The 26,070-nt window shown below is 61.6% G+C and carries 28 protein-coding genes; 17 read left to right on the forward strand and 11 right to left on the reverse strand.

What is annotated here, in order from left to right:
- Nucleotides 1-384: 384 nt before the first annotated feature.
- Both D0N36_RS15770 and D0N36_RS15775 read left to right on the forward strand, forming a co-directional pair.
- Nucleotides 385-1,566, forward strand: a complete 1,182-nt coding sequence (locus D0N36_RS15770) for an acetyl-CoA C-acyltransferase (RefSeq protein ID WP_190242717.1) — start codon at nt 385-387, stop codon at nt 1,564-1,566.
- Between the two features lie 153 nt (nt 1,567-1,719).
- A complete protein-coding gene (locus D0N36_RS15775) occupies nt 1,720-3,162 on the forward strand; it encodes a toxin-antitoxin system YwqK family antitoxin (protein ID WP_116942803.1) in 1,443 nt (480 codons plus the stop codon).
- A 179-nt stretch (nt 3,163-3,341) separates the two neighbouring features.
- Here the strand turns inward: D0N36_RS15775 and D0N36_RS15780 are convergent, their stop codons facing one another.
- Nucleotides 3,342-5,123: a DUF885 domain-containing protein gene (locus tag D0N36_RS15780; RefSeq protein ID WP_116942804.1), complete on the reverse strand. Its 1,782-nt coding sequence runs from the start codon at nt 5,121-5,123 to the stop codon at nt 3,342-3,344.
- Between the two features lie 226 nt (nt 5,124-5,349).
- Between D0N36_RS15780 and D0N36_RS15785 the strand changes: the two genes are divergently transcribed.
- The 3 genes from D0N36_RS15785 to D0N36_RS15795 all read left to right on the forward strand — a co-directional run bounded on the left by D0N36_RS15785 (nt 5,350) and on the right by D0N36_RS15795 (nt 7,042).
- Nucleotides 5,350-5,865: a hypothetical protein gene (locus D0N36_RS15785; protein ID WP_116942805.1), complete on the forward strand. Its 516-nt coding sequence runs from the start codon at nt 5,350-5,352 to the stop codon at nt 5,863-5,865.
- The gene (locus tag D0N36_RS15790; protein ID WP_190242718.1) at nt 5,822-5,983 is read left to right on the forward strand and encodes a hypothetical protein; all 162 of its coding nucleotides are present in this window, start codon (nt 5,822-5,824) and stop codon (nt 5,981-5,983) included. The genes D0N36_RS15785 and D0N36_RS15790 overlap by 44 nt, the downstream gene beginning before the upstream one ends.
- Nucleotides 5,984-6,073: 90 nt before the next feature.
- A complete protein-coding gene (locus D0N36_RS15795) occupies nt 6,074-7,042 on the forward strand; it encodes an SMP-30/gluconolactonase/LRE family protein (protein ID WP_116942806.1) in 969 nt (322 codons plus the stop codon).
- Between the two features lie 225 nt (nt 7,043-7,267).
- Here D0N36_RS15795 and D0N36_RS15800 read toward each other — a convergent pair whose 3' ends face one another.
- The 5 genes from D0N36_RS15800 to D0N36_RS15820 form a co-directional block, all read right to left on the reverse strand.
- A complete protein-coding gene (locus tag D0N36_RS15800; protein ID WP_147320942.1) occupies nt 7,268-7,561 on the reverse strand; it encodes a hypothetical protein in 294 nt (97 codons plus the stop codon).
- Nucleotides 7,555-7,716, reverse strand: a complete 162-nt coding sequence (locus D0N36_RS15805) for a hypothetical protein (protein ID WP_190242719.1) — start codon at nt 7,714-7,716, stop codon at nt 7,555-7,557. Before D0N36_RS15805 ends, D0N36_RS15800 begins: the two co-directional genes overlap by 7 nt.
- 57 nt (nt 7,717-7,773) lie before the next feature.
- The gene (locus tag D0N36_RS15810) at nt 7,774-8,229 is read right to left on the reverse strand and encodes a hypothetical protein (RefSeq protein ID WP_116942808.1); all 456 of its coding nucleotides are present in this window, start codon (nt 8,227-8,229) and stop codon (nt 7,774-7,776) included.
- Between the two features lie 166 nt (nt 8,230-8,395).
- Entirely contained in the window at nt 8,396-8,854 is a 459-nt protein-coding gene (locus tag D0N36_RS15815; protein ID WP_116942809.1) for a hypothetical protein, read from the reverse strand.
- Nucleotides 8,855-8,932: 78 nt separating this feature from the next.
- Nucleotides 8,933-9,946, reverse strand: coding sequence for an endonuclease/exonuclease/phosphatase family protein (locus tag D0N36_RS15820; protein ID WP_116942810.1), 1,014 nt, complete (start codon nt 9,944-9,946; stop codon nt 8,933-8,935).
- A 197-nt stretch (nt 9,947-10,143) separates the two neighbouring features.
- Here D0N36_RS15820 and D0N36_RS15825 point away from each other — a divergent pair, with 197 nt between their 5' ends.
- The 3 genes from D0N36_RS15825 to D0N36_RS15835 all read left to right on the forward strand — a co-directional run bounded on the left by D0N36_RS15825 (nt 10,144) and on the right by D0N36_RS15835 (nt 14,108).
- On the forward strand, nt 10,144-11,571 hold the full coding sequence (locus D0N36_RS15825) for a DNA/RNA non-specific endonuclease (protein ID WP_242478949.1): 1,428 nt from the start codon (nt 10,144-10,146) through the stop codon (nt 11,569-11,571).
- A gap of 189 nt (nt 11,572-11,760) precedes the next feature.
- Nucleotides 11,761-12,891: an MFS transporter gene (locus D0N36_RS15830; RefSeq protein WP_116942811.1), complete on the forward strand. Its 1,131-nt coding sequence runs from the start codon at nt 11,761-11,763 to the stop codon at nt 12,889-12,891.
- 137 nt (nt 12,892-13,028) lie between these two features.
- Complete coding sequence (locus D0N36_RS15835) at nt 13,029-14,108, forward strand: AI-2E family transporter (protein WP_116942812.1); 1,080 nt, start codon at nt 13,029-13,031, stop codon at nt 14,106-14,108.
- Between the two features lie 77 nt (nt 14,109-14,185).
- Here D0N36_RS15835 and D0N36_RS20165 read toward each other — a convergent pair whose 3' ends face one another.
- The 5 genes from D0N36_RS20165 to rsmA form a co-directional block, all read right to left on the reverse strand.
- Nucleotides 14,186-15,094 carry a nuclease A inhibitor family protein gene (locus D0N36_RS20165; RefSeq protein ID WP_116942813.1) on the reverse strand — a complete coding sequence of 303 codons (909 nt, stop codon included), beginning with the start codon at nt 15,092-15,094 and terminating at the stop codon, nt 14,186-14,188.
- 182 nt (nt 15,095-15,276) lie between these two features.
- The gene (gene greA, locus D0N36_RS15845) at nt 15,277-15,750 is read right to left on the reverse strand and encodes a transcription elongation factor GreA (RefSeq protein WP_116942814.1); all 474 of its coding nucleotides are present in this window, start codon (nt 15,748-15,750) and stop codon (nt 15,277-15,279) included.
- A gap of 247 nt (nt 15,751-15,997) precedes the next feature.
- Complete coding sequence (locus D0N36_RS15850; RefSeq protein WP_116942815.1) at nt 15,998-16,939, reverse strand: NAD(P)-dependent oxidoreductase; 942 nt, start codon at nt 16,937-16,939, stop codon at nt 15,998-16,000.
- A 171-nt stretch (nt 16,940-17,110) separates the two neighbouring features.
- A complete protein-coding gene (locus tag D0N36_RS15855) occupies nt 17,111-17,437 on the reverse strand; it encodes a hypothetical protein (protein WP_147320943.1) in 327 nt (108 codons plus the stop codon).
- 77 nt (nt 17,438-17,514) lie between these two features.
- A complete protein-coding gene (gene rsmA, locus D0N36_RS15860; RefSeq protein WP_116942816.1) occupies nt 17,515-18,303 on the reverse strand; it encodes a 16S rRNA (adenine(1518)-N(6)/adenine(1519)-N(6))-dimethyltransferase RsmA in 789 nt (262 codons plus the stop codon).
- A 267-nt stretch (nt 18,304-18,570) separates the two neighbouring features.
- On the opposite strand from rsmA, the gene D0N36_RS15865 reads away from it, so the two are divergent.
- From D0N36_RS15865 to efp, 9 genes are all read left to right on the forward strand, one after another.
- On the forward strand, nt 18,571-20,022 hold the full coding sequence (locus D0N36_RS15865; protein ID WP_116942817.1) for a leucyl aminopeptidase family protein: 1,452 nt from the start codon (nt 18,571-18,573) through the stop codon (nt 20,020-20,022).
- Between the two features lie 123 nt (nt 20,023-20,145).
- Nucleotides 20,146-20,511: a four helix bundle protein gene (locus D0N36_RS15870; protein ID WP_116942818.1), complete on the forward strand. Its 366-nt coding sequence runs from the start codon at nt 20,146-20,148 to the stop codon at nt 20,509-20,511.
- Nucleotides 20,512-20,578: 67 nt separating this feature from the next.
- Nucleotides 20,579-21,634 carry a 4-hydroxythreonine-4-phosphate dehydrogenase PdxA gene (pdxA, locus tag D0N36_RS15875; RefSeq protein WP_116942819.1) on the forward strand — a complete coding sequence of 352 codons (1,056 nt, stop codon included), beginning with the start codon at nt 20,579-20,581 and terminating at the stop codon, nt 21,632-21,634.
- Between the two features lie 304 nt (nt 21,635-21,938).
- Complete coding sequence (locus tag D0N36_RS15880) at nt 21,939-22,307, forward strand: helix-turn-helix domain-containing protein (RefSeq protein ID WP_116942820.1); 369 nt, start codon at nt 21,939-21,941, stop codon at nt 22,305-22,307.
- Between the two features lie 60 nt (nt 22,308-22,367).
- On the forward strand, nt 22,368-22,913 hold the full coding sequence (locus D0N36_RS15885; protein WP_242478950.1) for a YceD family protein: 546 nt from the start codon (nt 22,368-22,370) through the stop codon (nt 22,911-22,913).
- 60 nt (nt 22,914-22,973) lie between these two features.
- Nucleotides 22,974-23,198 carry a 50S ribosomal protein L32 gene (gene rpmF, locus D0N36_RS15890; protein WP_116942822.1) on the forward strand — a complete coding sequence of 75 codons (225 nt, stop codon included), beginning with the start codon at nt 22,974-22,976 and terminating at the stop codon, nt 23,196-23,198.
- A gap of 147 nt (nt 23,199-23,345) precedes the next feature.
- Nucleotides 23,346-24,287: a phosphate acyltransferase PlsX gene (plsX, locus tag D0N36_RS15895; RefSeq protein ID WP_116942823.1), complete on the forward strand. Its 942-nt coding sequence runs from the start codon at nt 23,346-23,348 to the stop codon at nt 24,285-24,287.
- Between the two features lie 75 nt (nt 24,288-24,362).
- Nucleotides 24,363-25,376, forward strand: coding sequence for a beta-ketoacyl-ACP synthase III (locus tag D0N36_RS15900; RefSeq protein ID WP_116942824.1), 1,014 nt, complete (start codon nt 24,363-24,365; stop codon nt 25,374-25,376).
- Between the two features lie 104 nt (nt 25,377-25,480).
- The gene (gene efp / locus D0N36_RS15905) at nt 25,481-26,044 is read left to right on the forward strand and encodes an elongation factor P (RefSeq protein ID WP_116942825.1); all 564 of its coding nucleotides are present in this window, start codon (nt 25,481-25,483) and stop codon (nt 26,042-26,044) included.
- The last annotated feature ends 26 nt before the right edge of the window (nt 26,045-26,070 follow it).

Here is a 26,070-nt window from a genome sequence, read left to right on the forward strand (position 1 = left end):
AGTACATTGCAACGGTCTGTTCGCGCATGGTCGGCAGGGCTTGAAGGGGTCGAATACTTCAAACCTAGTCTGTTCACGCCGAACAGACTTTTTTTTGGCCTTATTTATACCTCGCAACTTGGGTTAGGTAGTGCAATGGTGAACCGTAAAAGCGTGTCATTCTGAGCGCAGCGAAGAATCTCGCGTGCCAGAGTAGTTTCCGTCGTCACACAGAGTAAGACAAGAGCTAGCATTGCACGCGAGATTCTTCGCTCGGCTCAGAATGACACCCATTTACGGTTCATCGAATCAACCACTCACCAGACCACTGTTTCTCCGCCAGCCAACTCACTATTTCACCTTTCGTACCTTTAGGCTCTAATCTCACCCCACCCAATTCAACTTATGCAAATCAAGGAAGTAGTAATCGTAGCCGCTGTGCGGACCCCAATTGGCTCGTTTGGTGGTAGCCTGGCCTCTTTGTCGGCCGTAGAGCTGGGCGCTATTGCCATTAAGGGCGCTTTGGAGAAGGCTGGCGTTGATGGCAAGGAAGTGCAGCAGGTAATTATGGGCAACGTGATTTCGGCCAACCTGGGCCAGGCACCTGCCCGCCAGGCCGCCAAGAAAGCCGGCCTGCCCGACACCGTGGAGTGCACGACCGTGAACAAGGTGTGCGCCTCGGGCTCGAAAGCCATCATGTACGGCGCCCAGGCCATTATGCTGGGTCAGGCCGATGTGGTGATGGCCGGCGGCATGGAGAGCATGAGCAACGTGCCCTACTACCTCGACAAAGCCCGTTTTGGCGCTAAGTATGGCAACGGCCAGATGATTGACGGCCTGATGAAGGACGGCCTCTGGGACCCCTACAACGACTACGCCATGGGCAACGCCGCCGACGCTACGGCCGCCCACTACGGCATCAGCCGCGAAGACCAGGACGCCTTTGCCCAGCAGAGCTACGAGCGGAGCGCTGCCGCTGCCAAAGCCGGTAAGAAGAAGGACGAAATCGTGCCCGTCACCATCACGGTGCGCGGCAAGGAAACCGTTATTTCCGACGACGAGGAGTACCTGAAGGCTGACTTCAGTAAGTTCGCCGGGCTGCGGGCCGCCTTCACCAAAGAGGGCACCGTAACGGCCGCCAATGCCTCCACCCTCAACGGCGCCGCCGCCGCCGTGCTGCTGATGAGCCGCGAGAAGGCCGACGAGCTGGGCATCAAGCCGCTGGCCATTATCCGGGGCTTCGCCGATGCCGAGCAGGCGCCCGAGTGGTTCACCACTACCCCTGCCTTGGCTATTCCGAAGGCGCTGAAGAACGCCGGTCTGGACGCTTCCGATGTAGATTTCTACGAAATCAACGAGGCTTTCTCAGTGGTTTCGCTGGCCAACAACAAGCTGCTGAACCTGGAAGGCACCAAGGTAAACGTGTACGGCGGGGCCGTTTCGCTGGGCCACCCGCTGGGTGCTTCCGGCGCCCGCATTGTGACTACGCTACTGAGCGTACTCGAAAATGAGGGTGGCAAAATCGGCGTTACCGGCATCTGCAACGGTGGCGGTGGTGCCAGCAGCATTGTGCTAGAGAAAGTCTGATCACGAATTAGCACGGATTTTATCGGATTTCACGGACTGTGTAGCCGATTTCCGTTTGGAGTTGAAAGCCCTGCCGCACCTTTTGCGGCAGGGCTTTTGTTTGCCCACCTGCTCGCAAGGCACTACTTCGCCCTTTTCCCCGTTCTTGTCGCTATGAGATTTCTGCCCGCTTTTATTTTCCTCCTCACTGCCACCACCGCCGCCCAGGCCCAAAAGCTGCGGCGGCTGACAACCTACTTTGACTCGACGCGGGTGCATCCGCGGGAGAAATTTTCGGCCCTTGTGGGGGCTGATACCGTGATGCAGGGGCCCTACAAGCGGTTTTATTACACCGGCAAGCTGGAGGCCCAAACCCGCTACACCGCCGGTAAGCGCGACTCCTCCTACGTGGAGTTTCACCCTAACGGCGGCCGGCGGCTGGAGGTAACCTACCAGGACGGCGTGCGCCAAGGTCCCTTCAAAACCTACTACGACACCGGCAAGCCGGCCCAGGAAGGCTCCTTCGCCGATGACGAGCCCAACGGCGAACTGCGCTACTTCTTCCCCGACGGCCGCATCAAGCTGGAAACCACCTTGGCTAAGGGCCAGCCCTCGGGCTTGGTGCGCGAGCTGTATGATTCGGGCAAGCCCAAAGCCGAAATAACCTTTACCGACGGGCAGGCCAATGGGCCGGTGAAAACCTACTACGAAAACGGCCAGCTCCAGAGCGAGGGCAGCTACCGCCGCGGGCTGCTGGCGGGTCCCTACAAAACGTATTACGACAACGGCCAGCTCGAAACTGAAGTGCTGGCCGACCAGACCGGCCGCGGCCGCTACCGCAGCTATTACCGCTCGGGCCAGCTCCAGACCGAAGGCACCTACGTGGCCGTGCCGCTGGTGGGCCGGGCCGTGAAAAACCCGCTCGGCGACGACCTCACCAAGCAGGCCCGCACCCTGGCTGGTGGCACCAACAACCTCGACGGCCCCGCCAAATCCTACCACGAAAACGGCGCTGTCAGGAGTACCATGACTTACCGCCAGGGCACGCTGGTGGGTACCCAGCAGGATTTCTACGAAACGGGCAAGCCCCGGCAGAAAACCGAGTACGCCAACCAGGCCCGCGACCGGAAAATCACGAGCTACTTCGAGGACGGCACCGTGCAGCGCGAGCAGCAGTACAAGAACAACCTGCCCGTGGGCCAGTGGCGTACCTATTTCCCCGGTGGCAAGCAGGTGCAGCAGCTCGAAACCTACCAGAACGGCCGCCTCGGCGGCGAGCAGATGACCTACTACCATACCGGCACGCTTAAAAGCAAGCTGCTGAACGAGAACGGCAAGCCCGCCGGCCTGGGCCAGGAATTCTACCCTTCGGGCAAGCTGCAGGCCGAAACCACCTACGTGCGCGGCCTCAAAACCGGGCCCTACCGCCTGCTCCGCGAAGACGGCACGCCCGAAGCCAGCGGCGCCTTCCGCAACGGCAAGGAAACTGGCGTCTGGTCCTACTTCGGCCCCGATGGCACTACGGTTAAGGAGCGCAAGACCTTCCGCAACGGCCAGGTAGTGCCCGCCGGCAGCAGTGCGCCGGCGAAGAGCACCGCCCCGGCGAAGAAGAAGTAGCGGAGCAAACCCGCTTATCCTTGCGGGTGAAGCGAAGCAATCTTAAAAACCGCAAAGCCCCTGATGTCCGTGCTGGCATCAGGGGCTTTGCGCTTATTGGGGCTGCAGCGCTACAGGAACGGATTGCTTCACTTCGCTCGCAATGAAGAATGAGTGAACCCACTCAACTCATCAGCTTCTTACTTCTTCTCTTTCGCCAGCATCATCTCCCGGATGTATTTTACCGGGGCGCTGCCGTAGCTGAGGAACTTTTCGTGGAAGGTTTTGAGGTTGAACTCCTTGGCATGCTTCTTTTTCAGCTCCTCGCGCAGGTCGTAGATTTCGGTGTAGCCGGTGAAGTAGGAACTGAGCTGCACCTGGCTGAGGGTGGCGCGCAGCCACTTGTTGCGGGCTTCGGCTTCTTCCTGGAAACCGTCGCGGCGCAGCATTTCCACGGCCTGGGCCTCCGTGAGGTTACCGGCCTGCACTTCATGGTCGATGATGGCATTGAGCGTGACGCGCATGTTCCACTTGTTCCACATCAGCCAGAACTCGTCGGTGTTACCGCCGTAACCACTCTCCAACATCATGCGCTCGGCGTACACGGCCCAGCCCTCAATCATGGCCCCGTTGCCGAGGATGGACTTGATGAGCGACGGGCTGCGGTTGGCGTACACGAGCTGGGTGTAATGGCCCGGAATAGCCTCGTGGATGTTGAGAATCTGGAGCGTGTAGGTGTTGTATTCCCGCAGGTAGCTCTCGGCCTGAGGTGCCGGCAGCCCCACAATGGGGTCGACGTTGTAGTAGGTATCCGCGCCCTTATCGTAGGGGCCGGGGGCCGAGACGCTGGCGCCGGCACCGCTGCCGCGCATGTAGAGCGGGGTTTCGCGCACTACCAGCGGCTGGGTGGGGTCCTGGGTAAGCAAATCGTGCTCGTTTACCCAGCGTACCAGCTCGGGCATCTGCTCGCGCACGGCGTCCACGAAGCGCTGGGGCGTGGCGTGTTCGCGCGAGAGGGCCGCTACCACGTCGCGCACAATGGCCAGCGTGTCCTGCGGCACGGCCTGGTACTGCACGTATTTAGGATAGACGCGCAGCGCCCGGACCTTCATGTCGGTTAACAGTTCCTGGCGGTGCGCCAGGGCCTTGCGGTACACTTCATCGGCCGAGTAGCGGCTCTGGATATCGAGGGCAAACTTGCGGTTGAACAGCGCCGGCCCGATGCGGAAGTTGCGGAAGCTACCGGCCGGCAGCACTTCGGTCTGTAGAAAGCCGATGTAGCCTTCCATGGCCAGCCGGGTGGTGGCCACCCGGCCGCGCAACTCCTGCTTCTCGGCTTCGCTCAGCCCCGATTTGGCCACCGAATCGAGCAGGGCCGGGCCGAACACGCTCAGGCCGCCCTGGTTCTGGCGAATGGCCAGGTTGGTGTGCTCGCGGGTGGGCTTTTGGATGCTCTGCTTGGCCGCCTCGTAGTAGTCGGTTACCTGAATAAGCTTCTGGCTGATGGCGCGCAGGCGCTTGTCGAGGGGGGCGTAGCGGCCGTTGAGCAGCTCGGCCACCGCGCCGCCCACGTTGTAGTTGGCCGGGTTCCACTCCCAGGTGCGCAGCGTATCGGCGTAAAAGCGCGCCGAGGCCAGGTAGTTCTGCATCAGCCGGTAATCGGTCTGGTTGTTCACCGAAAGCTTACCCAGCTCGAAGTTTTGCATCTCCTTGGTCCGGCGGGCAATGGCGGCGGCCTCCGTCTGCCGGCGGCCGGCCGAAGGCACTATCAGCACCGAGTCGTAGCGGTGGAAGCCCTGCGAGGAGGCCCACTCGGGGTTATAATACCAGAGCGAGTCGATGAAACGTGCCTTGTAATCGTCGAAGGTGGCGTCGGCGGTGGCGGCCGTGTCGGTGCGGGGCTTGCTGCCCGAGTCGCAGGCGGCCAGCGAGCAGGCGCCGGCCAGCAGCACGGCGGCGGGCAGGAAGTAGCGATGTTTCATAGGGAGCGGCGGGTTAGAAGGCAAGGTACGCGGCAAGGACGACAGTAGCAGCCCGGGCGTTGCGCCGGCGTCCTCCCTGTTTCCATCCGCCGGCAGACCCCATAATTCCCGCTTGTTTTCCAGCCCGCTTTTTTCTGTGTAGTAGTTTTACTTGCAACCCTGCTACCGTCTCTGGCGCAGCGTTTGCACTGGTCGTCTGGCGCCGGTTGCCCCTCTTTTCCGCTATATGAAAATCATGCCTGCCACGCTGCTGGCCCTGTTGCTGGCCCTGTTGCTGGCCCAGCCAGCCCACACCCATTCCCTTGCCCGCCTCGATGCAGCCAATGGCTTTCGTGGCCTGCCCTTCGGGGCGCCGCTTACCGAGGCCCTGCACCTGCAGCTGCTGCGCGACAAAGGCGACGAGAAAGTGTATGAGCGCCTCGACGAGCAATTGCAGGTGGGCGGCTTCACGGCAGCGCGCATTCACTACAAGTTTTTTCGGGGGCAGTTCGCGGCCGTCACCATCATCGTGAAGGGCGCGGCCGAAACGCGGAAGGTACGCCCCGCGCTGGAGGCCCTCTACGGCCCCGGCCGCATCGAAGACTTCAGCTGCAAATGGCAGGGTGCCCTGGTAGCCCTTTCCTATGCCTCCCTCTCCGATGAGCAGACCATCATGGCTATGAGCAGCCGCCTGCTGGCCGCCCAGATGCAGCAAGCCAATGCCCCGTCCAACACGACCAAGCTCAAAACCAAGCAGAAGTAACTACGAGGCACGGTACCGCGCCGCCACCAATGCCAACGACGCCGAGCAGCAGCCCGATGCGCTGGTGGCCGCCCTCTACAGGTTCAGCGCCGAGGCAATCGGGCTGCTGGGCGTATAGAGTTAACTGCGCGAACAACATCTTGATTATCATTTCGTTAAGCAGACCTTTGCTTTATTCCATCTTCCCATCCTCTTCCTTCCTGTGTCAATGCGCAACCTTCTCTATCTGTCCCTCACCGCCCTGGTTTTGGGCACCTCGGCCTGCAACAAGGACGACGACGACGAGCCCACCCAGCGGTTTGAAATAAAGCAGGAGTCCTACGTACTGCCCGGCAACCAGCTCTTTCCCGAAGGAATTGCCTACAACCCCAGCCAGGGCACGTTTTACGTGGGCAGCACCACCAACGGCGACGTGGTGCAGGTGAACGTGGAAACCGGCGCGGCGAGCATCTTCGCCGCCGGGGCCGCCCAGAACCGGGCCGACTGCCGGGGCCTGAAAACCGACGCCCGAAACCGCCTCTGGATTGCTGGCGGGGCCGAAAACAAGATTCACGTTCTCAACCCCGATGGCAGCCTGCTTAAAACCTGGGACACCAAGGCCCTGTTCAACTCCGGCTTCATCAACGACTGCGCCGTGGACGCCAACTTCGTGTACTTCACCGACTCGCGGGTGCAGAAAGTGTACCGCGCGGCGGTGAGCGGCAGCACGCCCGGCGAGGTAGAAGAGTGGCTGGCCTTCACCGACGCCCAGCTACCCTACGGTACGGGCTTCAACGCCAACGGCATCGCCCTCACCGACGATGGCCGCTACCTGATCATCGTCATCTCTAACACCGGCAAGGTCTTCCGCATCGACCGCACGAGCAAGGCCATTGCCGAAGTTACGCTCGACCAGCCCGTAACGGCCGGCGACGGGCTCTGGCTGACGGGCACCAAGCTCTACGTATCGCGCAACTCCACGGGCCAGGTATTTCCGGTGCAGCTCAACGATGCCTTCACCCAGGGCACGGTGGGCGCGGGCTTCGGTAGCAACCTCAAGTTCAACACCACCATCGCCCGCGCCGATAATTTCTTCCTGGTCGTGAACTCCCAGCTCAACCTGCGCCCCAACGGCAGCACGCCCCCACCCGCGGCCCCCACGCTGCCCTTCACCGTGTCGCGCGTTGCCATTCCGTAGCGCATAGCTTCGGGCGCTTTTAAACAAACAGACCTTAGTCTTCGCCAAGTCCACCTCAAGTGCGAAAGCCCTCCCGGCCACATGGCCGGGAGGGCTTTTTTGTGCGCTGAGGCTACTATGCAGTGGAACGACTGGTTGCGAGAAGCCTATCTGTTGGGGCTTACCGATACAGGCCGACGGCAGGTTGGCCTGTATCGGTAAGCCCAATTGGACGGTAGTAGCCGGCTACCGCGCCACCGAGTTGTAGTAGGCGGCCGCGCCGCCCAGCTCGCGGGCAATGGCTTCCAGCTCGGGCCACTCGGTACTGGTGCCGCCCAGAAACCCACCCCGGCGCACGACCTGCGGTACGTCGGTTATGGTAGTGCCCGTTATCCAGCGCCCGCGCAGTAGCAGCTGGTGGCCCGTTACTTGCACGAAAATGCTCATAATCGGGTTCGATTCGAGGGTAGTAAAATCGGTGCTGAGCGTGAGCAGCTCGGCGTCGGAGTGGCGCAGGGTGTAGCCACGGGCCCCTAACACGGCAGCCGCCCGCTGCCAGGCCACGCGCCCTCGCCGGGTAGCGTCAGCACAATGGTATCATCGGCGCGGTCGGGCGCGGTGTGCAACGCGGGGAATTGGGCGAAGGCCGGAAAACCAGCGCAGGCCATCAGCAACAGAAACAGGATCCTTTTCATAGGGATACACGGTATAAAGCAGAAAAGCCGGCCCCGCTATGGAGCCGGGCCGGGCGGCTAGTGGGTGGGCGAGCGAGTGTAGTGCGCGGTGCCGCCCAGAAGCCTGGCCATCTCCTCCAACTCCTTCCAGCTGCGGCCCTGCACGCCCTGGCCATTGGCATACTCCATCACACTCAGCCAGCTGGCTCCATTCCCTCCGCTGGGGTAATAGCCCTGCAGGCGCAACTCGTGCCCCTCCACTACCAACGTAATGCCCATCACGCGCTGCGTGTAATTGCCAACGGGTTCGGTACTGAGCGTGAGCAGCTCAGGACTGGCAAAGCGTATCGGGTAGCCGCGCTGGGCGAGCAGGCGGCCGGCCCTTTGCCAGGCGGCGCGGCCTTCGTCGGGCAGCGTTAGCACAATGGTATTGTCGAAATCGATGGGCTTGGTGCGCAGCCCGCCCGTTTGGGCGAAGGTTGAAAACGCGGTCAGAAACAGCAGCCCGGATAACAGGAGGACGTAGCGTAGCATAAGCAGAAAAATAAAGGCAGGAATTCCGTGAAAGGGTTACGCAAGTGTGTAGCGCGAACCGAAGGACAGCGCTACACACTTGCGTAACGCCTAAAAGTGTTAGGAGCAACAGTGGCGGCGCAAAAACCCGTTGGTACGCCGGATCGTTCGTCCGGCGCGGAGGCGCTTATCGGACTACCAGGCGCGAGTACCGCACCGTGCCGCCCAGCTCGCGGGCGATGGCTTCCAGCTCCTGCCACCCCTCACTGACGCCGGCCAGCGAGGTGCTGCGCCGCACTGTGGTAAGCTGGCTCGGCGTACCCACCACCGAAACAGACTCGGAACGCCCACGCAACGTGAGCTGACGGCCCCGGATTAGCGCCGACACGCTCAGGCTGCTGGTGCTGCTGATGGGATTGAAGGCAGTGGTGAGGGCCAGCAGGTTGATATCACTGTGTGCGAACGGATAACCCCGATCGGTGAGCACCTGGGCCACGCGCTGCCAGGCCGCCACCCCTTCCTGGGGCAACTCCACGACCAGCGTGTTGTCTTTCTTGTCGGCAGTCAGATTCCCCACCGGGGTTCCCTGAGCGAAAACAGCCGGGCCGGTCAGGGCCAGCGCGGCCGCGAGTAGAATGCTTTTCATGTGCGGAAAAAGTAAGGGTGGAGAATTAGACTGAAGCCGCGGGCGAACGGGCAAAAACCCAGCCGATTCTTCCCGGCCCTATTTGGCCAGCACCACCTCGGCCAGCAGCGGGAAGTGGTCGGAGCCGATGTCGGGTAGCCGTTCCAGCCGCACCAGCCGGAACTCCTGGGTCACGAACAGGTGGTCGAGCGGCCAGCGCATGGCCCAGCTGGTAGCATTGAAGGTGCTGAACATTCCCCGGCCCCGGCGTACGTTGGACAGTTCGCCGCTGGCCTCGAACGTGCGCGTAGGACTCGACCACGACACGTCGTTGAAGTCGCCCAGCACCAGGGCCGGGCCGGGATGCTGCCCTACGCGCCGGCCCACCTGCAGCAGCACCCGGTTGGGCTGGCTCAGGCTGGTGGGGTGGTGGCTGGGCACCGGCGGGGAAGGATGCACGGCATACAGGCGCACCAGCCGGCCGTTGGGCAGGCGCACATCGGTGATGATGGTGGGCACGCCGGGCTCCTGGAAATCGTACACCCGCGGCCCGATAAGCGGCAAGCGCGAGTACAGCACCATGCCATAGGTGTTGGGCCGGGGCAGCTCGATGAAGTAGGGATAGGTGCGGCGCAGCGGCCGGAGCGCCGTTACCCAGCGCTGGTCGGTTTCCAGGGCCAGCACCAGGTCGGGCCGCTGCCGGGCCACGCGGGCCAGCAGCAGGTCGGCGCGGTTGTTTTTCTGCAGCACGTTGGCCTCCAGCAGGCGCAGGCGGGCGGTGGTATCGGCGGCTTCGGCGGCGGTGGCATCGGGCACGGGCCGCGGGGCCAGCGGCAGGTAGGGCAGCAGGAAGTACAGCTGCACGGCCACCCCCACCAAGTTTAGGCCCAGCACCCAACGGCGGGTAGTTTGCTGCTGCCGCCGCCCCAGCACCAGCAACAGCCCCAGTCCCAGCAGCCCCGCCAGATGCACTAGCAGCAGCTGGAAGCGCGGGAAGTCGAGCAGCTTCAGCCACCAGATTTGGGCCGTCAGCAGCGAGAGCAGCGTAACCAGCAGCGCCGGCAGACTGACGATCAGCAGCAGATGAAGCAGAAACCGTTGCAGGCGGGGCATTGGCAACAGAAGTAAGGTTTCGGAATAGGTACGCGGTTGTACGAAAGAGCTGGCATATGGGTGTATTTGCGAAGCTGGCTGCGGAACCAGCCCCCACCTGCCATTGCACAACGACGCCTACTATTACTATAAGGCAACAGCCGACCTAAAAAGGCCCGCTTGTTCCCTCGCAAACAGCTTATAGCTACCTTTCCTCCATGATTCGCCTTGCCCCCGCCCTGCTTTCGCTGCTGCTGAATGCCTGCTCGCCGCAGCCCGCCGAAACCCTCCGCCCGCCTGCCCCTACCGGCCCGCCGGCCATTGCCGTGCAAAGCAGTCCGGCCCAGGCCGCAAGCCGCTTTCCCGAAACCTTCGAAGCCGGTGCCAAGGGCAGCTACGCCCCCGCCACCGAAACGCTGGGCACGGGCGCCTGGCAACTCACCGAGGCCCTCATCGGCGCTTCCGACCAGGACCACAAGCAGGGAGCCCGCGCCGCCCGACTGCGCACCGGCGGCCGCCTGACCATGACCTTCGACGCCCCGGCCGGCGTGCAGCTTATTCGCATCAGCTCGGCCGCCTACGGGCAGGATGCAGCCAGCACCTGGGAGCTGTGGGGCAGCCAGGATGGCGGCCGCAGCTACCGCCGCATCGGCCAGCCGGTGCGCACCCAGGGCCCGCGCCTGCTCGTTACCACTTTTGAGGGCGGCAGTGCCCGCAGCCTGCGGCTGGAAATCCGCAAGACCGACACCGGCTCCGGCCGCCTCAATATCGACGATATCGGCCTCGAAACCGGCACCGGCGCGCCCGTAGCCGGCGGCCCGGCCAGCCAGCCCGGCCCGGTGCCAGCCCCTGCTCCCGGCCCTGCAGCCCAGTCGCCCGTTTCTCAGCCCGATGACAACCTGGCCCTCGGCAACCCCAGTGGGGCCACGGCTTCGCTGAATACGCCCAACAACTACCTGCTCACGCGGCCCCAATACGCGGTGGGCTACCATGCCCGCCGGGGCACGCCCACCTGGGTGAGCTGGCACCTGGGCGCCGCCGATATGGGCAGCGCGCCGCGCCAGGACGATTTCCGGCCCGACCCGGCCCTGCCCCGGCAGTTCTACGCCACCACCTCGCGCAGCTACAGCGGCTCGGGCTTCGATAGGGGCCACAATTGCCCCAGCGCCGACCGCACCCGCACGCTCGACGACAACTCGGCCACTTTCCTGATGACCAACATGATTCCGCAGGCCGCCAACAACAACCAGCGCACCTGGGGCAACCTCGAGGAGTGGACCCGCGCCCAGGTGCAGCGCGGGCAGGAAGTGTACCTCATCATGGGCAGCTATGGGCAGGGCGGTACCGGCCTGCAGGGCTTCAAAACCACTATCGATGAAGGCCGCGTAACGGTGCCGGCCCGCGTTTGGAAGGTACTGGTGCTGCTGCCCGCCGGTTCCAACGACCTGCAGCGCATTGCGGCCGGCCAGGCCCGCCTCATTGCCATCGACACGCCCAACGATCAGCAGGTAAGCCCCGACTGGAGCCGCTACCGCACCAGCATCGACGCCCTGGAAGCCGCCACCGGCCTCGACCTACTCTCGGCCCTGCCCCTCTTAGCGCAGGAGCGGCTGGAAGCGCAGGCAGACAGCGGCCCGACACGCTAGAAAGTGGTGGTTGGCTTGTAGTCGTTAAGGAAGACCGTCATGCTGAGCTTGCCGAAGCATCTCTACCGCCATGCTAATACCAACGTCAGGATTACTATGGCGGTAGAGATGCTTCGCCTCCGGCTGCGCTCAGCATGACGTTATTTCTCCCCTACTCTTCACCCTAAACAGCCCGTTCAATTTCAACTAATGCCCCACACTCCTCAAACCTACCGCTGGACGGTGGCCGCCGCCTTTGCCGTGCAGGGGCTGTGCTTTGCCACCTGGGCCTCGCGGATTCCGGCGGTACAAAGCCGGCTGGGTTTGTCGCCGGCCGAGCTGGGCGGGGTGCTGCTGGCGCTGCCGGTGGGCTCGTTGGGTGCGCTGCCGCTGGCGGGCTGGCTCGTGAGCCACTTCGGGAGCCGCCGGGTGGTGCTGCTGGGCATGCTGCTGTACGGGCTGGGGCTGCCGCTGCTGGGGCTGGCCACCACCGTGCCCCAGCTGCTGGCGGCGCTGGTGCTGTTCGGGGTGGCCGGCGAGCTGGGCAACATCGGCGTGAACACCCAGGCCGTGGGCGTGGAGGCGCTTTACGGGCGCTCCATTATGGCCACCTTCCACGGCCTCTGGAGTCTGGCCGGCTTTGCGGGCGCCGGGCTGGCCGTGCTGCTGGTTGGGCAGCAAGTCGGGCCATTGCAGCACTTTTTGGGGGTAGCCGTGCTGGTACTCCCCACGCTGCTGCTGCTGGCTCCGCGCCTGCTGCCCGCCGATGCGCCCCGCCCGCCCGGTGCCCCCCTGCTGGCCCTGCCCGACCGCTCGCTGCTGCTGCTGGGGGTGCTGGCGTTCTGCTCGCTGCTGTGCGAGGGCACCATGTTCGACTGGAGCGGGGTGTATTTCCGGCAGGTGGTGCATGCGCCCGAGGCTTGGGTGGGCCTGGGTTTCGCCGCCTTCATGGCCCTGATGGCCACTGGCCGCTTCGTGGCCGACTGGTTCATTGACCGCTACGGCCGCCGCCGCACGCTGGTGCTTAGCGGGCTGCTGGAGGCCACCGGGCTGCTGCTGGCGGTGGCTTTTCCTGCGCTGTGGACGGCGACGCTGGGCTTTATGCTGGTGGGCCTGGGCACGGCGGCGGTAGTGCCGCTGGTGTACGGGGCGGCCGGGCGCTCCACCACCATGCCGGCGGGCATGGCGCTGGCAGCCGTTACCACCGTCGGCTTTATGGGCTTTCTGCTGGGCCCGCCGCTCATTGGCTTCGTGGCCGGCTTCAGCAGCCTGCGCGTTTCCTTCGCCCTAATTGCCGCCATGGGCCTGGCCGTAGCCGCCCTGGGCCGCCGGGTGGCCTGACGGAGGTCTGGGTTTCAAGAACAGTAGTCGGACCCCGCGCCGCAATCGGTCGGCACCGGGCCTTGGCACCCCCTGGCCCGGGCAGATTGACGGGCAAGACTTTACTTTTGACTTCTCCTCTTCGACTTCAACGGCTCATGGCTTCCGAAAACATCTACACGCCCCGCCAGCAGTACGTGCTGCTGATTGTGTGCCTCGTGGGCCTGACGGCGCTGATTCTGCTGGGGCTGGGCTCCTACATCACGGCGTTTCTGGGGGCGGGCGTGCTGTACGTGGTGCTGCGGCCCTGGTTTGCGGCCCTGGTGCACCGCCGCCACTGGAACCGGCAGCTGGTAACGGCCGGGCTGCTGGTGTTTGCCGTGGTGGTCATCATCATGCCGTTCACGGGCCTCGTGCTGATGCTCGTCAACCGCATCCGCCTCTATGCCCAGGACACCAGCCAGATTATGACGGTGCTGCACTTGGTGGAGCAGAAAACCGGCTACCAGTTCACCACCGAAACCAACGTGCGCGAGATAATTCAGCAGGCGGTGGCCTGGCTGAGCACGCGCATCCCGTCGCTGGCCAGCGGACTGCTGCACTTCACGGTCATTATCGGCCTCATGCTGTTCACGCTCTACTTCATGTTTGTGCAGGAAGAAGCCTTCGTGCGGGGCCTGCGCCGCTACCTGCCCTTCCGCGCCGGCACGCTGCAGGAGCTGGGCGACTCGCTGCGCAACACGGTAAACGCCAACGTGCTCGGGCAGGCGCTCATTGCCCTGGTGCAGGCCCTGCTCACCACCCTCACCTTGCAGGTTTTTGGGGTTAAGGACGCCTTGTTCTGGGGTACGCTGTCTTTCTTCACGGCCTTTATTCCGGTGCTGGGCACGCCGCTGGTGTGGGGACCGGCGGCCATCCTCAAGCTGGCCCAGGGCAACGTGGGCCAAGGCGTGGGCATTCTGGTGGTGGGCGTCATCGTCATCATCAACATCGACAACCTGCTGCGCATCGTGCTGGCCCGTCGCATGGGCGACATCCACCCGCTCATCACGCTGGCCGGCGTAGTGCTGGGCGTCGAGCTGTTCGGTATTCTGGGCCTGGTGATGGGGCCGCTGCTGCTCTCCTACCTCATCGTGCTGGTGGGCGTATTCGAGCGCGAAAACCGCATACGCCGCCGGATCCAGCACCAGCGTGCCGAGCCCCTGCCGGCGCCAGAGCCACCAAATCTGCCGGAGTAGCTTCTAAAAGAAAGTCCCCTGTTATCCTGGGCAATGCTCAGGATAACAGGGGACCTTATGCTTCTTGGCTTACGCTCTCAGGTTTCGGTCAGCACCGTTTTGAAGCCCTGCAGCCGGCCGCCCTCACCCTCGCCAAGCACCAGCACCGGCACCTGCGGGCCCTTGCCGAAGCGGTAGACCTGCGTGCCGCTCAGCTCCTGCTTCAGAAACATCTGCAGCTGTTTGAAGCGGTTGGCCGTTTCGGCGCTGCCGCTCAAGCCCTCGTCGGCGGTGTGGTTGCGCAGGAAATGCGTCAGCTCCTGCCGCTCCACGGGCGTGCCGGCCGGTACGCCCGCCAGCTTCGCCAGCGCCTCGTCGGTGAGGCCGCCGGCCGGAGCCGCGAAGCTCACCGCCGTCAGCGCCGCCTCCGACTCACTCACATAACTGAGGCCTTTGGTCATGCCGCGTAGGGGCTGCGGGGCCGCGTCGTTTTGGGCTTCGTCGTCGGGAGCTGGGGCCTGGAAAGCGTCCGGTTCGGAGGCTTCCACGGTTTCGCGGCCACCTTTGGTATCGCGCGGGTCGGTGGGCAGTTCGGGCGTGCCGGCCACCACGGCGGGCACCTGGGCCCCGATGGCGGCGGCCAGCTCGTTCATGCGCCGCTCGTCCACCTTTATCTTGGGGTTGGCGAAGTTCATATCCGACACTTTGTTCATTGGAATCAGGTGGATGTGGGCGTGGGGCACTTCGAGCCCGATAACGGCTACGCCAATGCGCTTGCAGGGCACGGCGGCCCGCACCCCGGCTGCCACGCGCTGGGCAAACAGGTGCAGCGCCGCCAGCTCGGCCGGCGGCAGATCGAAGATGTAGTCCACCTCCCGCTTCGGAATAACGAGCGTGTGCCCCTCCACGAGCGGCGTAATGTCGAGAAAAGCCAGGTGGTGCTCGTCTTCGGCAACCTTATAAGCGGGCAGCTCGCCGGCCACGATGCGGGAGAAAATGGAAGCCATATTTTCTTATGAGTGAGAGGTGAGGGTGAGAGGTGGTACGGCAGCCAGGATGAGCGGGCTGTCGTGTTGGGCAGACTGCACGAAAAGCTCCGGCGGTTAGTCTACGAACTTACCGCAAAAACGAAGAGGTGAGGCCCAAACCGGGTCTCACCTCTCACTTCTGATTTCTCGCTGCTAAAACGCTAGCGGCTGATTTCCAGCACCTGGAACTGCAGCTTGCCAGCCGGCACCGTTATTTCGGCCGTGTCGCCGACCGACTTGCCCAGCAGGCCCCTGCCGATGGGCGACTTAACGGAGATTTTGCCAGAGGCCAGGTTGGCTTCTTCCTCGGCTACCAACGTGTAGTCGAGCACCATGTTGTTCTTGAGATTTTTGAGCTTCACTTTGCTCATAATCAGCACCTTGCTCAGGTCGAGGTTGGTTTCGTCGAGCAGGCGGGCATTGCCCAATACTTCTTCCAGCTTGGATATTTTCAACTCCAATAGCCCCTGGGCATCTTTGGCAGCGTCGTACTCGGCATTCTCGCTTAGGTCGCCCTTGTCGCGCGCCTCGCGCAGGTCGTCGGCGGCCTTGGCCCGGCCCCGGATTTTGAGGTCCTGGAGCTCAGTCTTGAGCTTCTGAAGGCCTTCGGGGGTATAGTAGTTGATGGTAGACATGACATGGGTGGAATTAGCTCAAAAAAATAAGGAGAACGGCCAGCGTGGCTGGCCGTTCTCCCCTTGGTAGGTGCTGGCAAATATACGAAAATCGGCGACTCTATGACTGCGGGGAGGAAGAGCGTCATTCCGAGCGCAGCGAAGAATCTCGCGTGCTGACGTTGCAACAGTTGTTCGATGACTTCACGCGCAATTCTTCGCTGCGTTCGGAATGACGCTCCTTTTCCTCTTTCAGCCCCTCACTTCTTCACTCGGCTAAAAAAGCCGCCAGCTTGCGGGCCAGCACGGCATTGATGCGCTCATAGCTCTGAACCGTCCAGCCGCCGATGTGGGGCGCGAGCACCACGTTGGGCGCCGTGCGCAGGTAATCGAAACGGGCTTGCTGCCCAGGCGTGAGGGTGGTGGGCTTCTCGTTTTCGAGCACGTCGAGGGCTGCGCCGCGAATTTGGCCGGTGCGCAGGCGGCTCACCAGCGCAGCGTGGTCGAGCACTTCGCCCCGGGCCGTGTTCAGCAGCCAGACGGCATTCGGGAAGCCGGCCAAAAACTCCTCGTTCACGAAATGGTGGTTGGCCGCCGAGTACGGAATGTGCAGACTCAGCACTTCGGCGCGGGCTTGCAATTCGGCCAGCGGCACCAGCGTGGCGTACTCGTCGGGCGGGCAGGTGGGGTCGGAGTCATGGGCCAGCACCGTGCAGCCAAAGGCACTGAGGCGGCGCGCAAACGCCCGGCCCATGTGCCCGTAGCCCAGCAGCCCCACGGTTTTGCCGCCCAGTTCTTCGCCCCGGTTGGCCTCGCGGTGCCACTGCCCGGCCCGCACCTCGGCATCGGCCCGCGGAATATGACGGAACAGCGCCAGCAGCAGCCCCACGGCGTATTCGCCCACCGCGTCGCGGTTGCCCTCGGGGGCGTTGAGCAGCGTTACGCCCGCGTCGGCCATGGCCTGTTCATCAATATTATCGACCCCGGCCCCGGCCCGGCACACGTAGCGCAGCTGCGGACCGTAGGCCAGCAGCTCGCGCGTAACATGCAGCTTCGAGCGCACCACCAGTCCCTCGTAGGGGTGGGCGGCCAGCGCAGCGGGTACCTCGGTGGCCGTCAGGTTGGGGCGGTAGTGCAGCGTCAGGCCCAGCGGCTCCAGGTAGTCCGGCAGGCTGGAGTGCATTTCGTCGATGACGAGGCAGAGGGACATCGTTTTCAGGTAAGTAGGGAGGTTGATGGAAGGCATCCGGCCAGGGCCTCACGCTGGGCCTTATCTACTCGGTGCAGAACTCCAAGGAGAAGATGTAGGCACCTCACGTGTGCCTCACCCCCTACGCCGCTTCATGCGCGGAATGAAAAAGGAGAGGGGGCTAGGGTTAGCTTAATATCCATGATAGACAGTTGCAACTAAACTATCCGGTCCCATCGCAACTGCGATTTCGTGAGAAGCAAGGGAGGAGGTCGCATACACGTAGACAGTACCTGGTTGTTGCAGGCGAGGTTCTGTTCGTTTAGGCGGACCCATAATACTTAAAACCTGATGGCGGTTCATTCCAATTTCTACCCGGTGGGAATTACTAGAATTACGTGCTGCCTGCTCCACATCAGGACCAGAGAAGAAAACAAAATAAATAGCAAATATTCCGAGTAACAGCACTCCAAATGCTGCTACTAAACCCCCGAGTGCCCAGCGTGAAATATTGCTCATGAATAATGAATAGTTAAAATGCTTCAGCAATTGCCACTTTATGAGCACCGTTAGGCGCACGTGAGAAAGTGCGCTTTCTACAGCGTCTTATCTGCCGCCACTCGGTTGGTCAGGTCCACGAAATCGGCCACGCTGAGCTGCTCGGCCCGCAGGTCGAACACGGCGTCCGTGGTGGTTTCGGGGGGCATGCCGAAAGGTTTGAGGGCGTTGCGCAGGGTTTTGCGGCGGGTCTGGAAAGCCTGTTTCACGACCCGGAAGAATAGCTTTTCGTCGCAGGCCAGCTGCTCGGTATCGTTGCGGGTGAGGCGGATGACGGCCGACTGCACCTTGGGCGGCGGGCTGAACACGTGCGGCGGCACCGTGAACAGGTAGTCAATCGTGTAGAAAGCCTGCAGCAGCACGCTCAGGATGCCGTAGGTTTTTGAGCCCGGGCCGGTGGCCAGGCGGTCGGCTACTTCCTTCTGGAGCATGCCCACGCTCTCGCGCACCTGCTGGCGGTGGGCCAGAATCTGGAAGTAAATCTGGGTGCTGATGTTGTAGGGAAAGTTGCCGATGATGCTCAGCGGCTGCTCGCCGTAGAGCGCCGTCAGGTCCATTTTCAGGAAGTCCTGGGAGTAAATCCGGTCCTCGAGGGCGGGGTAGTGCTTCTGCAGGTAGGTCACCGAGTCACGGTCAATTTCCACTACGGCCGTCTCGTATTCCGGGTGCAGCAGCAGCGTCTGGGTCAGCACGCCCATGCCGGGCCCGATTTCGAGCACGTGCTTTACGCCGTCGGGCAGGCGCAGGGCCTCCACGATGTTGCGGGCAATGTTGGGGTCGTTGAGAAAGTGCTGACCGAGGTGCTTTTTGGCTTTAACGAAATCCATTCTGGAGAAGTGAGTGGCGGAGGGGCAGGTAATTAGGTTGGCCGGACGTTGGCAGAGAAATAGGCCGTCATGCTTCATCTGGCGTCCGCGAAGCCGAAGCATCTCTACCGTTTCGTTGTTTTCAGCAAAAGCTAGCCAGAGGTAGAGATGCTTTGGCTTCGCATAGCATGACGTTCTTGCAAAGCATCAAACTTCCTACCTTCACGGCCAAAGATACGCCGCGGCCGGTCGTTTCGGCCGGTGCTTCATCCCAGTTCTATCCCGCCCATGTCCCTGACCCTCGCCTACGCCGCCGATTTTCCTGCTACTGCCAGCACGGCCTTCATCCTGCCCGCCGGCACCACCGAGTTGCCCGTAACGGCCGCCGCCGACCTGCCCGAAGCCGCCCGTAGCTACGTGGCCGCCCAGTTGGCCGCTGATGAGAAACTGGTTGTCGTCAACCAATATAGTCACCACCATTACTATATAGTAGCCGAGGACAAGAAGACGCCGGCCCTGGGCCTGGAGGCGCTGCGCAAAGCCGGCCACAAGCTGCACGCCCACCTCAAGGCCGATAAGGTGGAGGAGTTGTTCATCTGCAACCTCACGCCCGCTGGCGCCTCGCTGGCCCTGGCCGAAGGCATTGCCCTGACCGCCTACCAGTTCGCAGGCTACAAAACCGACGAGAAGTCCAAGCAAGCTCCCACCCTGCAACGGCTCACGCTGGTTGGCCCCGATTTGTCGGAGCAGAAGGTGGCCGAGCTGGAGGGCGTGCTGCAGGGCGTGTACCTGGCCCGCGACCTGGTGAACCGCCCTTACAGCCACCTCAACGCTACCCAGCTGGCGCATCAGTTCGAAAAGGCCGGCGAGGAAGCCGGTTTCGAGGTGGAAGTGCTGGATTTGGTACGTATTGAGGCCCTGCGCATGGGCGGACTGCTGGCCGTAAACCAGGGCAGCCCCGAGCCGCCCACGTTCAGCATTATGGAGTACAAGCCTGCTGGCGCCACCAACGCCAAGCCGATTGTGCTGGTGGGCAAGGGCGTGGTGTTCGACACCGGCGGACTCAGCCTCAAGCCCACGCCCAACAGCATGGACATGATGAAGTGCGACATGGGCGGCGCGGCCGTAGTGGTGGGTGTGCTCACGGCCCTGGCCAAAAACAAGGTTCCGCTGCACGTAATCGGGCTGGTGCCGGCCACCGACAACCGCCCTGGCGGCCCCGCCCTGGCCCCCGGCGACGTGATTACGATGTACAGCGGCCTCTCCGTGGAAGTGCTCAACACCGACGCCGAAGGCCGCCTGATTCTGGCCGACGCGCTGGCCTTCGCCAAGAAGTACGACCCCGAACTGGTGCTCGATTACGCCACGCTCACCGGCTCGGCCGCCCGCGCCATCGGCATCGAGGGCATCGTGTACATGGGCACCGCCGACGAGGACGTAATGCACGACCTCAAAAAGGCCGGCGACGCTACCCACGAGCGGCTGGTGGAATTCCCCCTCTGGGACGAGTACGCCGACCACATCAAGAGCCCCATTGCCGACATGACCAACCTGGGCAAGGCCGAGGCCGGGGCTATTTCGGCAGGCAAGTTCCTGGAGCGCTACGCCGAGGGCTACCCCTGGGTCCACTTCGACATTGCCGGCCCCGCCTTCCTCACCGCCCCCGACTCGTACCGCGGCAAAGGCGGCACCGGCACCGCCGTACGCCTCACGTATGAGTTTTTAGTGCGTAGAGCTTAGTTTTTAGAGCTTAGTGCCTTGTTATTAGTGCTTAGGAAACACCGACAATAAGAATCCATCCTGTAACTAGGATTCCAAAACGTGCAACTAAACACTAATAGCAACGCGCTAAGCTCTAAATACATGACTTCTTCTTACACTGATTTGACAGTCTGGCAAAGGAGTCGGCAATTGGTGGGTGAGGTATACTCCTTGACCAAAGGATTTCCTAGGGAGGAAGTATTTGGGCTGACGAGCCAGATGCGGCGCAGCGCTGTTTCCGTACCATCCAACATAGCCGAAGGATGTGGACGTCAGCATCCTAAAGACTCCATCAGCTTCTTCTATATTGCCCGAGGCTCTCTTTATGAACTGGAAACCCAATTGTATCTAAGCTTCGACCAGCAGCTAATTGCTCTGCCAGAGCTAGAGGCCGTGTTGCTTCAACTTACCGATTGCAAAAAGCTACTGCACGGCTTCATCAACCACTACAAACAAAAGCTCGGTTAACGCCTACTCTGTATCCCACCCGAACAGTCTAAGCACTAACAACGAAGCACTAAGCTCTAACTAAAGAATGCTCCCACGAATTGGTATTTCCGTCGGTGACCTGGCCGGTATCGGGCCCGAGGTCATCTATAAAACCTTCCTCGACCCGCGTCTGCTTAAGTTCTGCACCCCGGTAGTGTACGGCACAGCCGCCGTGCTCTTCGACGACTTTCCCGCCGACCCCAACCACGAGCCGCTCCGGTTCCGGCAGGTACGTGAGGCGGCCGATATTGCCCCTGGTAAGCACAACGCCGTGAGCTGCTGGGAAGATGACGATGTGCAGCTCACGCCCGGCCAGCCCAGCGCGGCCAGCGGCGCGGCGGCCCGCCAGAGTCTGCTCGCCGCCGCCCGCGACCTGAAAGCCGGCCTGCTCGACGGCCTCGTTACGGCCCCCATCAGCAAGGAAAACACCCAGGCCGACGACTTCCGCTTTCCCGGCCACACCGAGTTTCTGACCAGCTTCTTCGAAGCCAAGGAGAGCCTGATGCTCCTCGTGGCCGACGAGCTGCGAGTGGCCACCGCCACGGGTCACATCCCGCTCAAGGATGTGTCCGCGCGCCTCACCAAAGAGCTACTCACCAACAAACTGCGCATCCTGCTGGCCTCGCTCAAGAACGACTTTGGTATCGAGAAGCCCCGCGTAGCGGTGCTGGGCCTCAACCCCCACGCCGGCGAAAACGGCCTGCTTGGCACTGAGGAGGCCGCCGTGGTAACGCCCGTAATCCAGCAGCTGCTCCAGAGCGGCCACCTGGTGTTCGGCCCCTATCCTGCCGACGGTTACTTCGGCACCGGCCAGTACAAGCAGTTCGACGCCACCCTCTCCCTCTACCACGACCAGGGCCTGATTCCGTTCAAAACCCTGGCCTTCGAACGCGGCGTCAACTACACCGCTGGCCTGTCCGTCATCCGCACTTCCCCCGACCACGGCACCGCCTACGGCCTCGCCGGCCAGTTCAAAGCCGATGAAACGTCGTTCCGCGAGGCGCTGTACTTGGCCTGCGAATTGGTAAAATACCGCCAAGCCGAAGCCGAAATCAAACCCCTGATTCCCGGCCCGGCCCCACGCGGCGGCAGAAGGGAATAATAGAAGGTGAGGAGGACCGTCATTCAGAGCGAAGTGAAGAATCTCGCTCGCAGTCGTCGAGCTAACAGTCCTCAACGTCAGCACGTGCGATTCTTCGCTCCGCTCTGCATGACGTTCTTTTCACCGCTTCACGCTGCTACCTGATCAACCCTATACCGAAACTTTCTTTCCAAAAACGAAAGATTGTTTGCGCATTCGGAATTACTCTTTACCTTTGCAACAGAAACGCCGGAACCACTAGGCTCCGGCGTTTTGCTTGCCCACTGGCTACCAGCTAGAAGCTATTAGTTAACAGCTTAAAAACATGCTCCTCCAGACGCCCATCGACTACCGTACTGCTCTGCGCCGCCTCGATGCGCTGGCGGCCGCTGGCGTGGACGGTAACGAGGCGCTGGAAACCGAGTTTCGGGAGCTGATTACGGCCCTCGATGTCTACGAGGGCAAGCTGGGGCTGCTGCCGATTCCGAACCTGCCCACCTCGCTGGCCGAGATGATTGAGCTCAAGCGTCAGCAGATGCGCCTCAAGCAGAAGGAGTTGGCCGAACTACTCGAAGTGCCTGCCAGCCGCCTCTCCCAAATCCTGAGCGGTAAGCGCCGCGTAACGCTCGACCTAGCTAAACGCCTTTACGAGCGGCTGGGGATACCGTCAGACTTTATTCTAAAAAACGCCTGACCCCACCCTACACTCATTATACGATTAACATACCGGGTAAAAGTGCCTACTTTTGCCCCCTTGCTACTACCTCCCGTGAAAAAGGATTCGCCCACTACCATCAATATAGCCCGGCTGGCCGATAAAACGCACCTCTTCGAGTTCGACCTCGACCGTGCCTTTTTCGAGCAGTTCGACCAGGAGCTGATTCCGGACGGCAACGTGCATGTGGACGTAACGCTGCACAAAACTGAGCGCCTGATTACCATTGATTTCGATATGAAAGGTACCGTGCGCCAGGTGTGCGACCGGAGCCTTGATGATTACGACCAGGACATCGAAACTCACGAGCAACTGCTGGTGCGCTTCGGCGACGAGAACAAGGAGCTCGACGATAATGTGCTGCAAATAACGCCCGATACCCAGGCACTGCCGCTGGCCCAGCACCTGTTCGATTTCGTGGGGCTGGCCCTGCCAATGAAGAAGCTGCACCCGCGCTTCCAGAACGAGCCCGACGACGAGCCCGACGCCAAAACCAAGCTCATCTTCACAACCCGCGGCGAAGCTGCCGACGACGACGAGGATGAATCCGACCCGCGCTGGAATGCCCTCCGCAACCTCAATTAAGCGCTAAACCCGCTTGAGTTTTCACGTTTACTTTTTTCATTTTTTCACTGTTTTCTTCTCATGGCTCATCCTAAACGCCGGACCTCCTCCGCCGCCCGCGACAGACGTCGCAGCCACTACAAGCTCACCCCTAAAGCTGTAACCCTCTGTGCCAACACCGGCGAGCTGCACTTGCGCCACAAGGCCTACGTAGTTGACGGCGACCTGTACCTGAACGGCAAAGTTGCCATCAAGAACTACGCCCCCGTAGCCGCCGCCGCGCCGCTCGACAGCGACGACGAATAGCCTTCTTTTGTAGCTGATAGCTGTTAGCTGTTAGCTGTTAGCTGTTAGCTCTTGTCAAAAAAACAGAAGCTAACGGCTAACAGCTATTGGCTAATAGCTATTGGCTAATAGCTCAACCAACATCCCGACCCTCTTGACTTTTCTTTCATGAAGATAGCTCTGGACGCAATGGGGGGTGATTTCGCTCCCCAAGCCGCCGTCGACGGGGCCGTGCTTGCCGCTCAGCAGCTGGCAGGCAAGGCTGAGATTGTGCTTATTGGTCAGGAGGAAGCCGTGCGGCCGCTGCTGGTTGCGCACGGGACCGCCGCCGCCGGCCTCACCCTGGTGCCCGCCTCCCAAATAATTGAGATGGGCGAGCATCCGGCCAAAGCCTACCAGCACAAGCAGGATTCGAGTATTGCCGTGGGCTACCGCATGCTGGCCGCCCGCGAGGTGGAGGCGTTCTGCTCGGCCGGCAATACCGGGGCCATGCTCGTGGGGGCCATGTTCAGCGTAAAGGCCGTGCCCGGCGTACTGCGTCCTGCTATTGCCAACTTCGTTCCCAAGCTACACGGCGGCACCTGCATTATGCTCGATGTGGGCGCCAACGCCGACTGTAAGCCCGAAATGCTGGAGCAGTTCGGCGAGCTGGGCTCCCTGTATGCCCAGTATGTGCTGGGCATCGAGCGACCCAAGGTAGGCTTGATGAACCTGGGTGAGGAAGAGGGCAAAGGCACGGCTGCAACCCAGGCCGCCCACCAATTGCTCAAAGTCAACCCGCATATCAACTTCATCGGTAATATCGAGGGCCGCGACCTGTTCAACGAGAAAGCCGATGTAATTATCTGCGACGGTTTTACGGGCAACGTGCTGCTGAAAATGGCTGAGTCGGTGTACGATGCGCTGGTTGATAAAAACTTCCACGATCCGTTTTTCGAACAGTTCAACTACGAGTCGGTGGGCGGGTCGCCCATCCTGGGCGTCAACGGCAATGCCATCATTGGGCATGGCGTGAGCACTCCCAAAGCCATCTGCAATATGCTGCTGCAAGGGTATCAAATGGCCTCGGCCGGCATTGCCGACCAAATTAAAGCTACTTTCAAGTCCTGATTTTCGGCTTAGTCCGGTTTCCTTTGGGGAGGCCGGACTTTTTGCGGCACCTTCTATTATCCCTTTACCCCACTCATGAAGATTACCGCCGCCATTTCCGGGGTGGGTGCTTACGTGCCCGATTACGTGCTTACCAACCAGGAACTGGAAACATTGGTTGACACGACCAATGAGTGGATTCTGAGCCGCACGGGTATTCAGGAGCGGCACATCCTGAAGGGTGAAGATCAGGGCACCTCGGTGATGGGCATAAAAGCGGTGGAAAACCTGCTGGCCAAAACCGGGGTAGCCGCCGCCGACATTGACCTGATCATCTGCGCCACCACCACCCCCGACCTGGTGTTTCCGGCCACAGCCAATATTATTTCGGCGGCCGTGGGCGCCACCAAGGCCTTCAGCTTCGATATGCAGGCGGCCTGTTCGGGCTTCATGTACGCACTGGCCACCGGAGCCCAGTTTATTGCCACCGGCACCTATAAGAAGGTAGTAATAGTGGGGGCCGATAAGATGTCGAGCATCATCGACTACACCGACCGCTCCACCTGCATCATCTTCGGCGACGGGGCCGGGGCCGTGCTGCTCGAACCCAACCACGAGGGCCTGGGCCTGCTCGACCAAGAGCTGCACTCCGACGGCAACGGCGAGCAGTACCTGCACCAGAAAGCCGGTGGCTCGCGCCGTCCGCCTTCGGCCGAAACCGTGGCCAACCGGGAGCATTACGTGCATCAGGAAGGCGCGGCCGTGTTTAAGTTTGCTGTAAAAAACATGGCCGACGTAGCGGCCCAGGTAGCGGAGCGCAACGGCCTCACGGCCGAAACCATCGACTGGCTGGTGCCTCACCAGGCCAACAAGCGCATTATCGATGCTACGGCCCACCGCGTTGGTATCGGTCCCCAGAAGGTAATGCTCAACATCCATCGTTACGGCAACACCACCAACGGTACCATTCCGCTCTGCCTCTCCGACTACGAGCAGCAGCTGCGCAAGGGCGACAACCTCATCATAGCCGCTTTCGGTGGTGGCTTCACCTGGGGCGCGCTCTACCTGAAATGGGCATACGATGGTGCCGCTGGCACAATTAAAAATTGAGAATTAAGAATTTAAAGTTGGCTGACTGCCCGCTCAAAAAGAGGTAGTAAGTCAATCCCGCCCTCTCAATTTTTAATCCTTACTTTTAATTTTTAATTCAGAAAATGGCCACTACCGCAGATTTCCGCAACGGGCTCGTAATCAACTACAACAACGAGCTGCACGTCATCACCGAATTTCAGCACGTGAAGCCCGGTAAGGGCCCGGCGTTTGTGCGTACCAAGATGCGCAACATCAAAACCGGCCGCACCCTCGATAACACCTTCAATGCGGGTGTGAAAGTAGAAACGGCCCGCGTGGAGCAGCGCCCCCACCAGTACCTGTTCAAAGATGATTACGGCTTCACGTTCATGGACAATGCGACCTTTGAGCAAGTGGTACTGCCCGAAGCCATGGTGCCCTTCGCCGACCTGATGAAGGAAGGCCAGGAGGTTGGCATCCTGTTCCACGCCGAAACCGAGCAGCCCCTCACGGCCGAGCTGCCGACTACCGTGGAGCTGGTGGTAACCTACACCGAGCCCGGCCTGAAGGGCGACACGGCCACCAACACCCTCAAGCCCGCCACCGTCGAAACGGGAGCCCGCATTCAGGTGCCGCTGTTCGTTGATACGGACACCAAGATTCGGATCAAAACCGCCGACTACAGCTACGTCGAGCGAGTTAAGTAACGCACGTCAACAATCCACCGGCCACG

It is taken from the genome of Hymenobacter lapidiphilus, assembly GCF_003417065.2.
GTDB lineage: Bacteria > Bacteroidota > Bacteroidia > Cytophagales > Hymenobacteraceae > Hymenobacter.

Bases quoted from the DNA above. Each gene is read 5' to 3' on its own strand.
- D0N36_RS15815 (WP_116942809.1), bottom strand. From the start codon at position 8,854: ATGAAAAGCATTCTACTCGCGGCCGCGCTGGCCCTGACCGGCCCGGCT.
- D0N36_RS15900 (WP_116942824.1), top strand. From the start codon at position 24,363: ATGAAGATTACCGCCGCCATTTCCGGGGTGGGTGCTTACGTGCCCGAT.
- D0N36_RS15820 (WP_116942810.1), bottom strand. From the start codon at position 9,946: ATGCCCCGCCTGCAACGGTTTCTGCTTCATCTGCTGCTGATCGTCAGT.
- rpmF (WP_116942822.1), top strand. From the start codon at position 22,974: ATGGCTCATCCTAAACGCCGGACCTCCTCCGCCGCCCGCGACAGACGT.
- D0N36_RS20165 (WP_116942813.1), bottom strand. From the start codon at position 15,094: ATGGCTTCCATTTTCTCCCGCATCGTGGCCGGCGAGCTGCCCGCTTAT.
- D0N36_RS15775 (WP_116942803.1), top strand. From the start codon at position 1,720: ATGAGATTTCTGCCCGCTTTTATTTTCCTCCTCACTGCCACCACCGCC.
- D0N36_RS15795 (WP_116942806.1), top strand. From the start codon at position 6,074: ATGCGCAACCTTCTCTATCTGTCCCTCACCGCCCTGGTTTTGGGCACC.
- D0N36_RS15770 (WP_190242717.1), top strand. From the start codon at position 385: ATGCAAATCAAGGAAGTAGTAATCGTAGCCGCTGTGCGGACCCCAATT.
- D0N36_RS15870 (WP_116942818.1), top strand. From the start codon at position 20,146: ATGACTTCTTCTTACACTGATTTGACAGTCTGGCAAAGGAGTCGGCAA.
- D0N36_RS15865 (WP_116942817.1), top strand. From the start codon at position 18,571: ATGTCCCTGACCCTCGCCTACGCCGCCGATTTTCCTGCTACTGCCAGC.
- greA (WP_116942814.1), bottom strand. From the start codon at position 15,750: ATGTCTACCATCAACTACTATACCCCCGAAGGCCTTCAGAAGCTCAAG.
- D0N36_RS15825 (WP_242478949.1), top strand. From the start codon at position 10,144: ATGATTCGCCTTGCCCCCGCCCTGCTTTCGCTGCTGCTGAATGCCTGC.
- D0N36_RS15855 (WP_147320943.1), bottom strand. From the start codon at position 17,437: ATGAGCAATATTTCACGCTGGGCACTCGGGGGTTTAGTAGCAGCATTT.
- plsX (WP_116942823.1), top strand. From the start codon at position 23,346: ATGAAGATAGCTCTGGACGCAATGGGGGGTGATTTCGCTCCCCAAGCC.
- D0N36_RS15780 (WP_116942804.1), bottom strand. From the start codon at position 5,123: ATGAAACATCGCTACTTCCTGCCCGCCGCCGTGCTGCTGGCCGGCGCC.
- D0N36_RS15790 (WP_190242718.1), top strand. From the start codon at position 5,822: ATGCCCCGTCCAACACGACCAAGCTCAAAACCAAGCAGAAGTAACTAC.
- D0N36_RS15785 (WP_116942805.1), top strand. From the start codon at position 5,350: ATGAAAATCATGCCTGCCACGCTGCTGGCCCTGTTGCTGGCCCTGTTG.
- efp (WP_116942825.1), top strand. From the start codon at position 25,481: ATGGCCACTACCGCAGATTTCCGCAACGGGCTCGTAATCAACTACAAC.
- pdxA (WP_116942819.1), top strand. From the start codon at position 20,579: ATGCTCCCACGAATTGGTATTTCCGTCGGTGACCTGGCCGGTATCGGG.
- rsmA (WP_116942816.1), bottom strand. From the start codon at position 18,303: ATGGATTTCGTTAAAGCCAAAAAGCACCTCGGTCAGCACTTTCTCAAC.
- D0N36_RS15880 (WP_116942820.1), top strand. From the start codon at position 21,939: ATGCTCCTCCAGACGCCCATCGACTACCGTACTGCTCTGCGCCGCCTC.
- D0N36_RS15850 (WP_116942815.1), bottom strand. From the start codon at position 16,939: ATGTCCCTCTGCCTCGTCATCGACGAAATGCACTCCAGCCTGCCGGAC.
- D0N36_RS15830 (WP_116942811.1), top strand. From the start codon at position 11,761: ATGCCCCACACTCCTCAAACCTACCGCTGGACGGTGGCCGCCGCCTTT.
- D0N36_RS15805 (WP_190242719.1), bottom strand. From the start codon at position 7,716: ATGAAAAGGATCCTGTTTCTGTTGCTGATGGCCTGCGCTGGTTTTCCG.
- D0N36_RS15810 (WP_116942808.1), bottom strand. From the start codon at position 8,229: ATGCTACGCTACGTCCTCCTGTTATCCGGGCTGCTGTTTCTGACCGCG.
- D0N36_RS15835 (WP_116942812.1), top strand. From the start codon at position 13,029: ATGGCTTCCGAAAACATCTACACGCCCCGCCAGCAGTACGTGCTGCTG.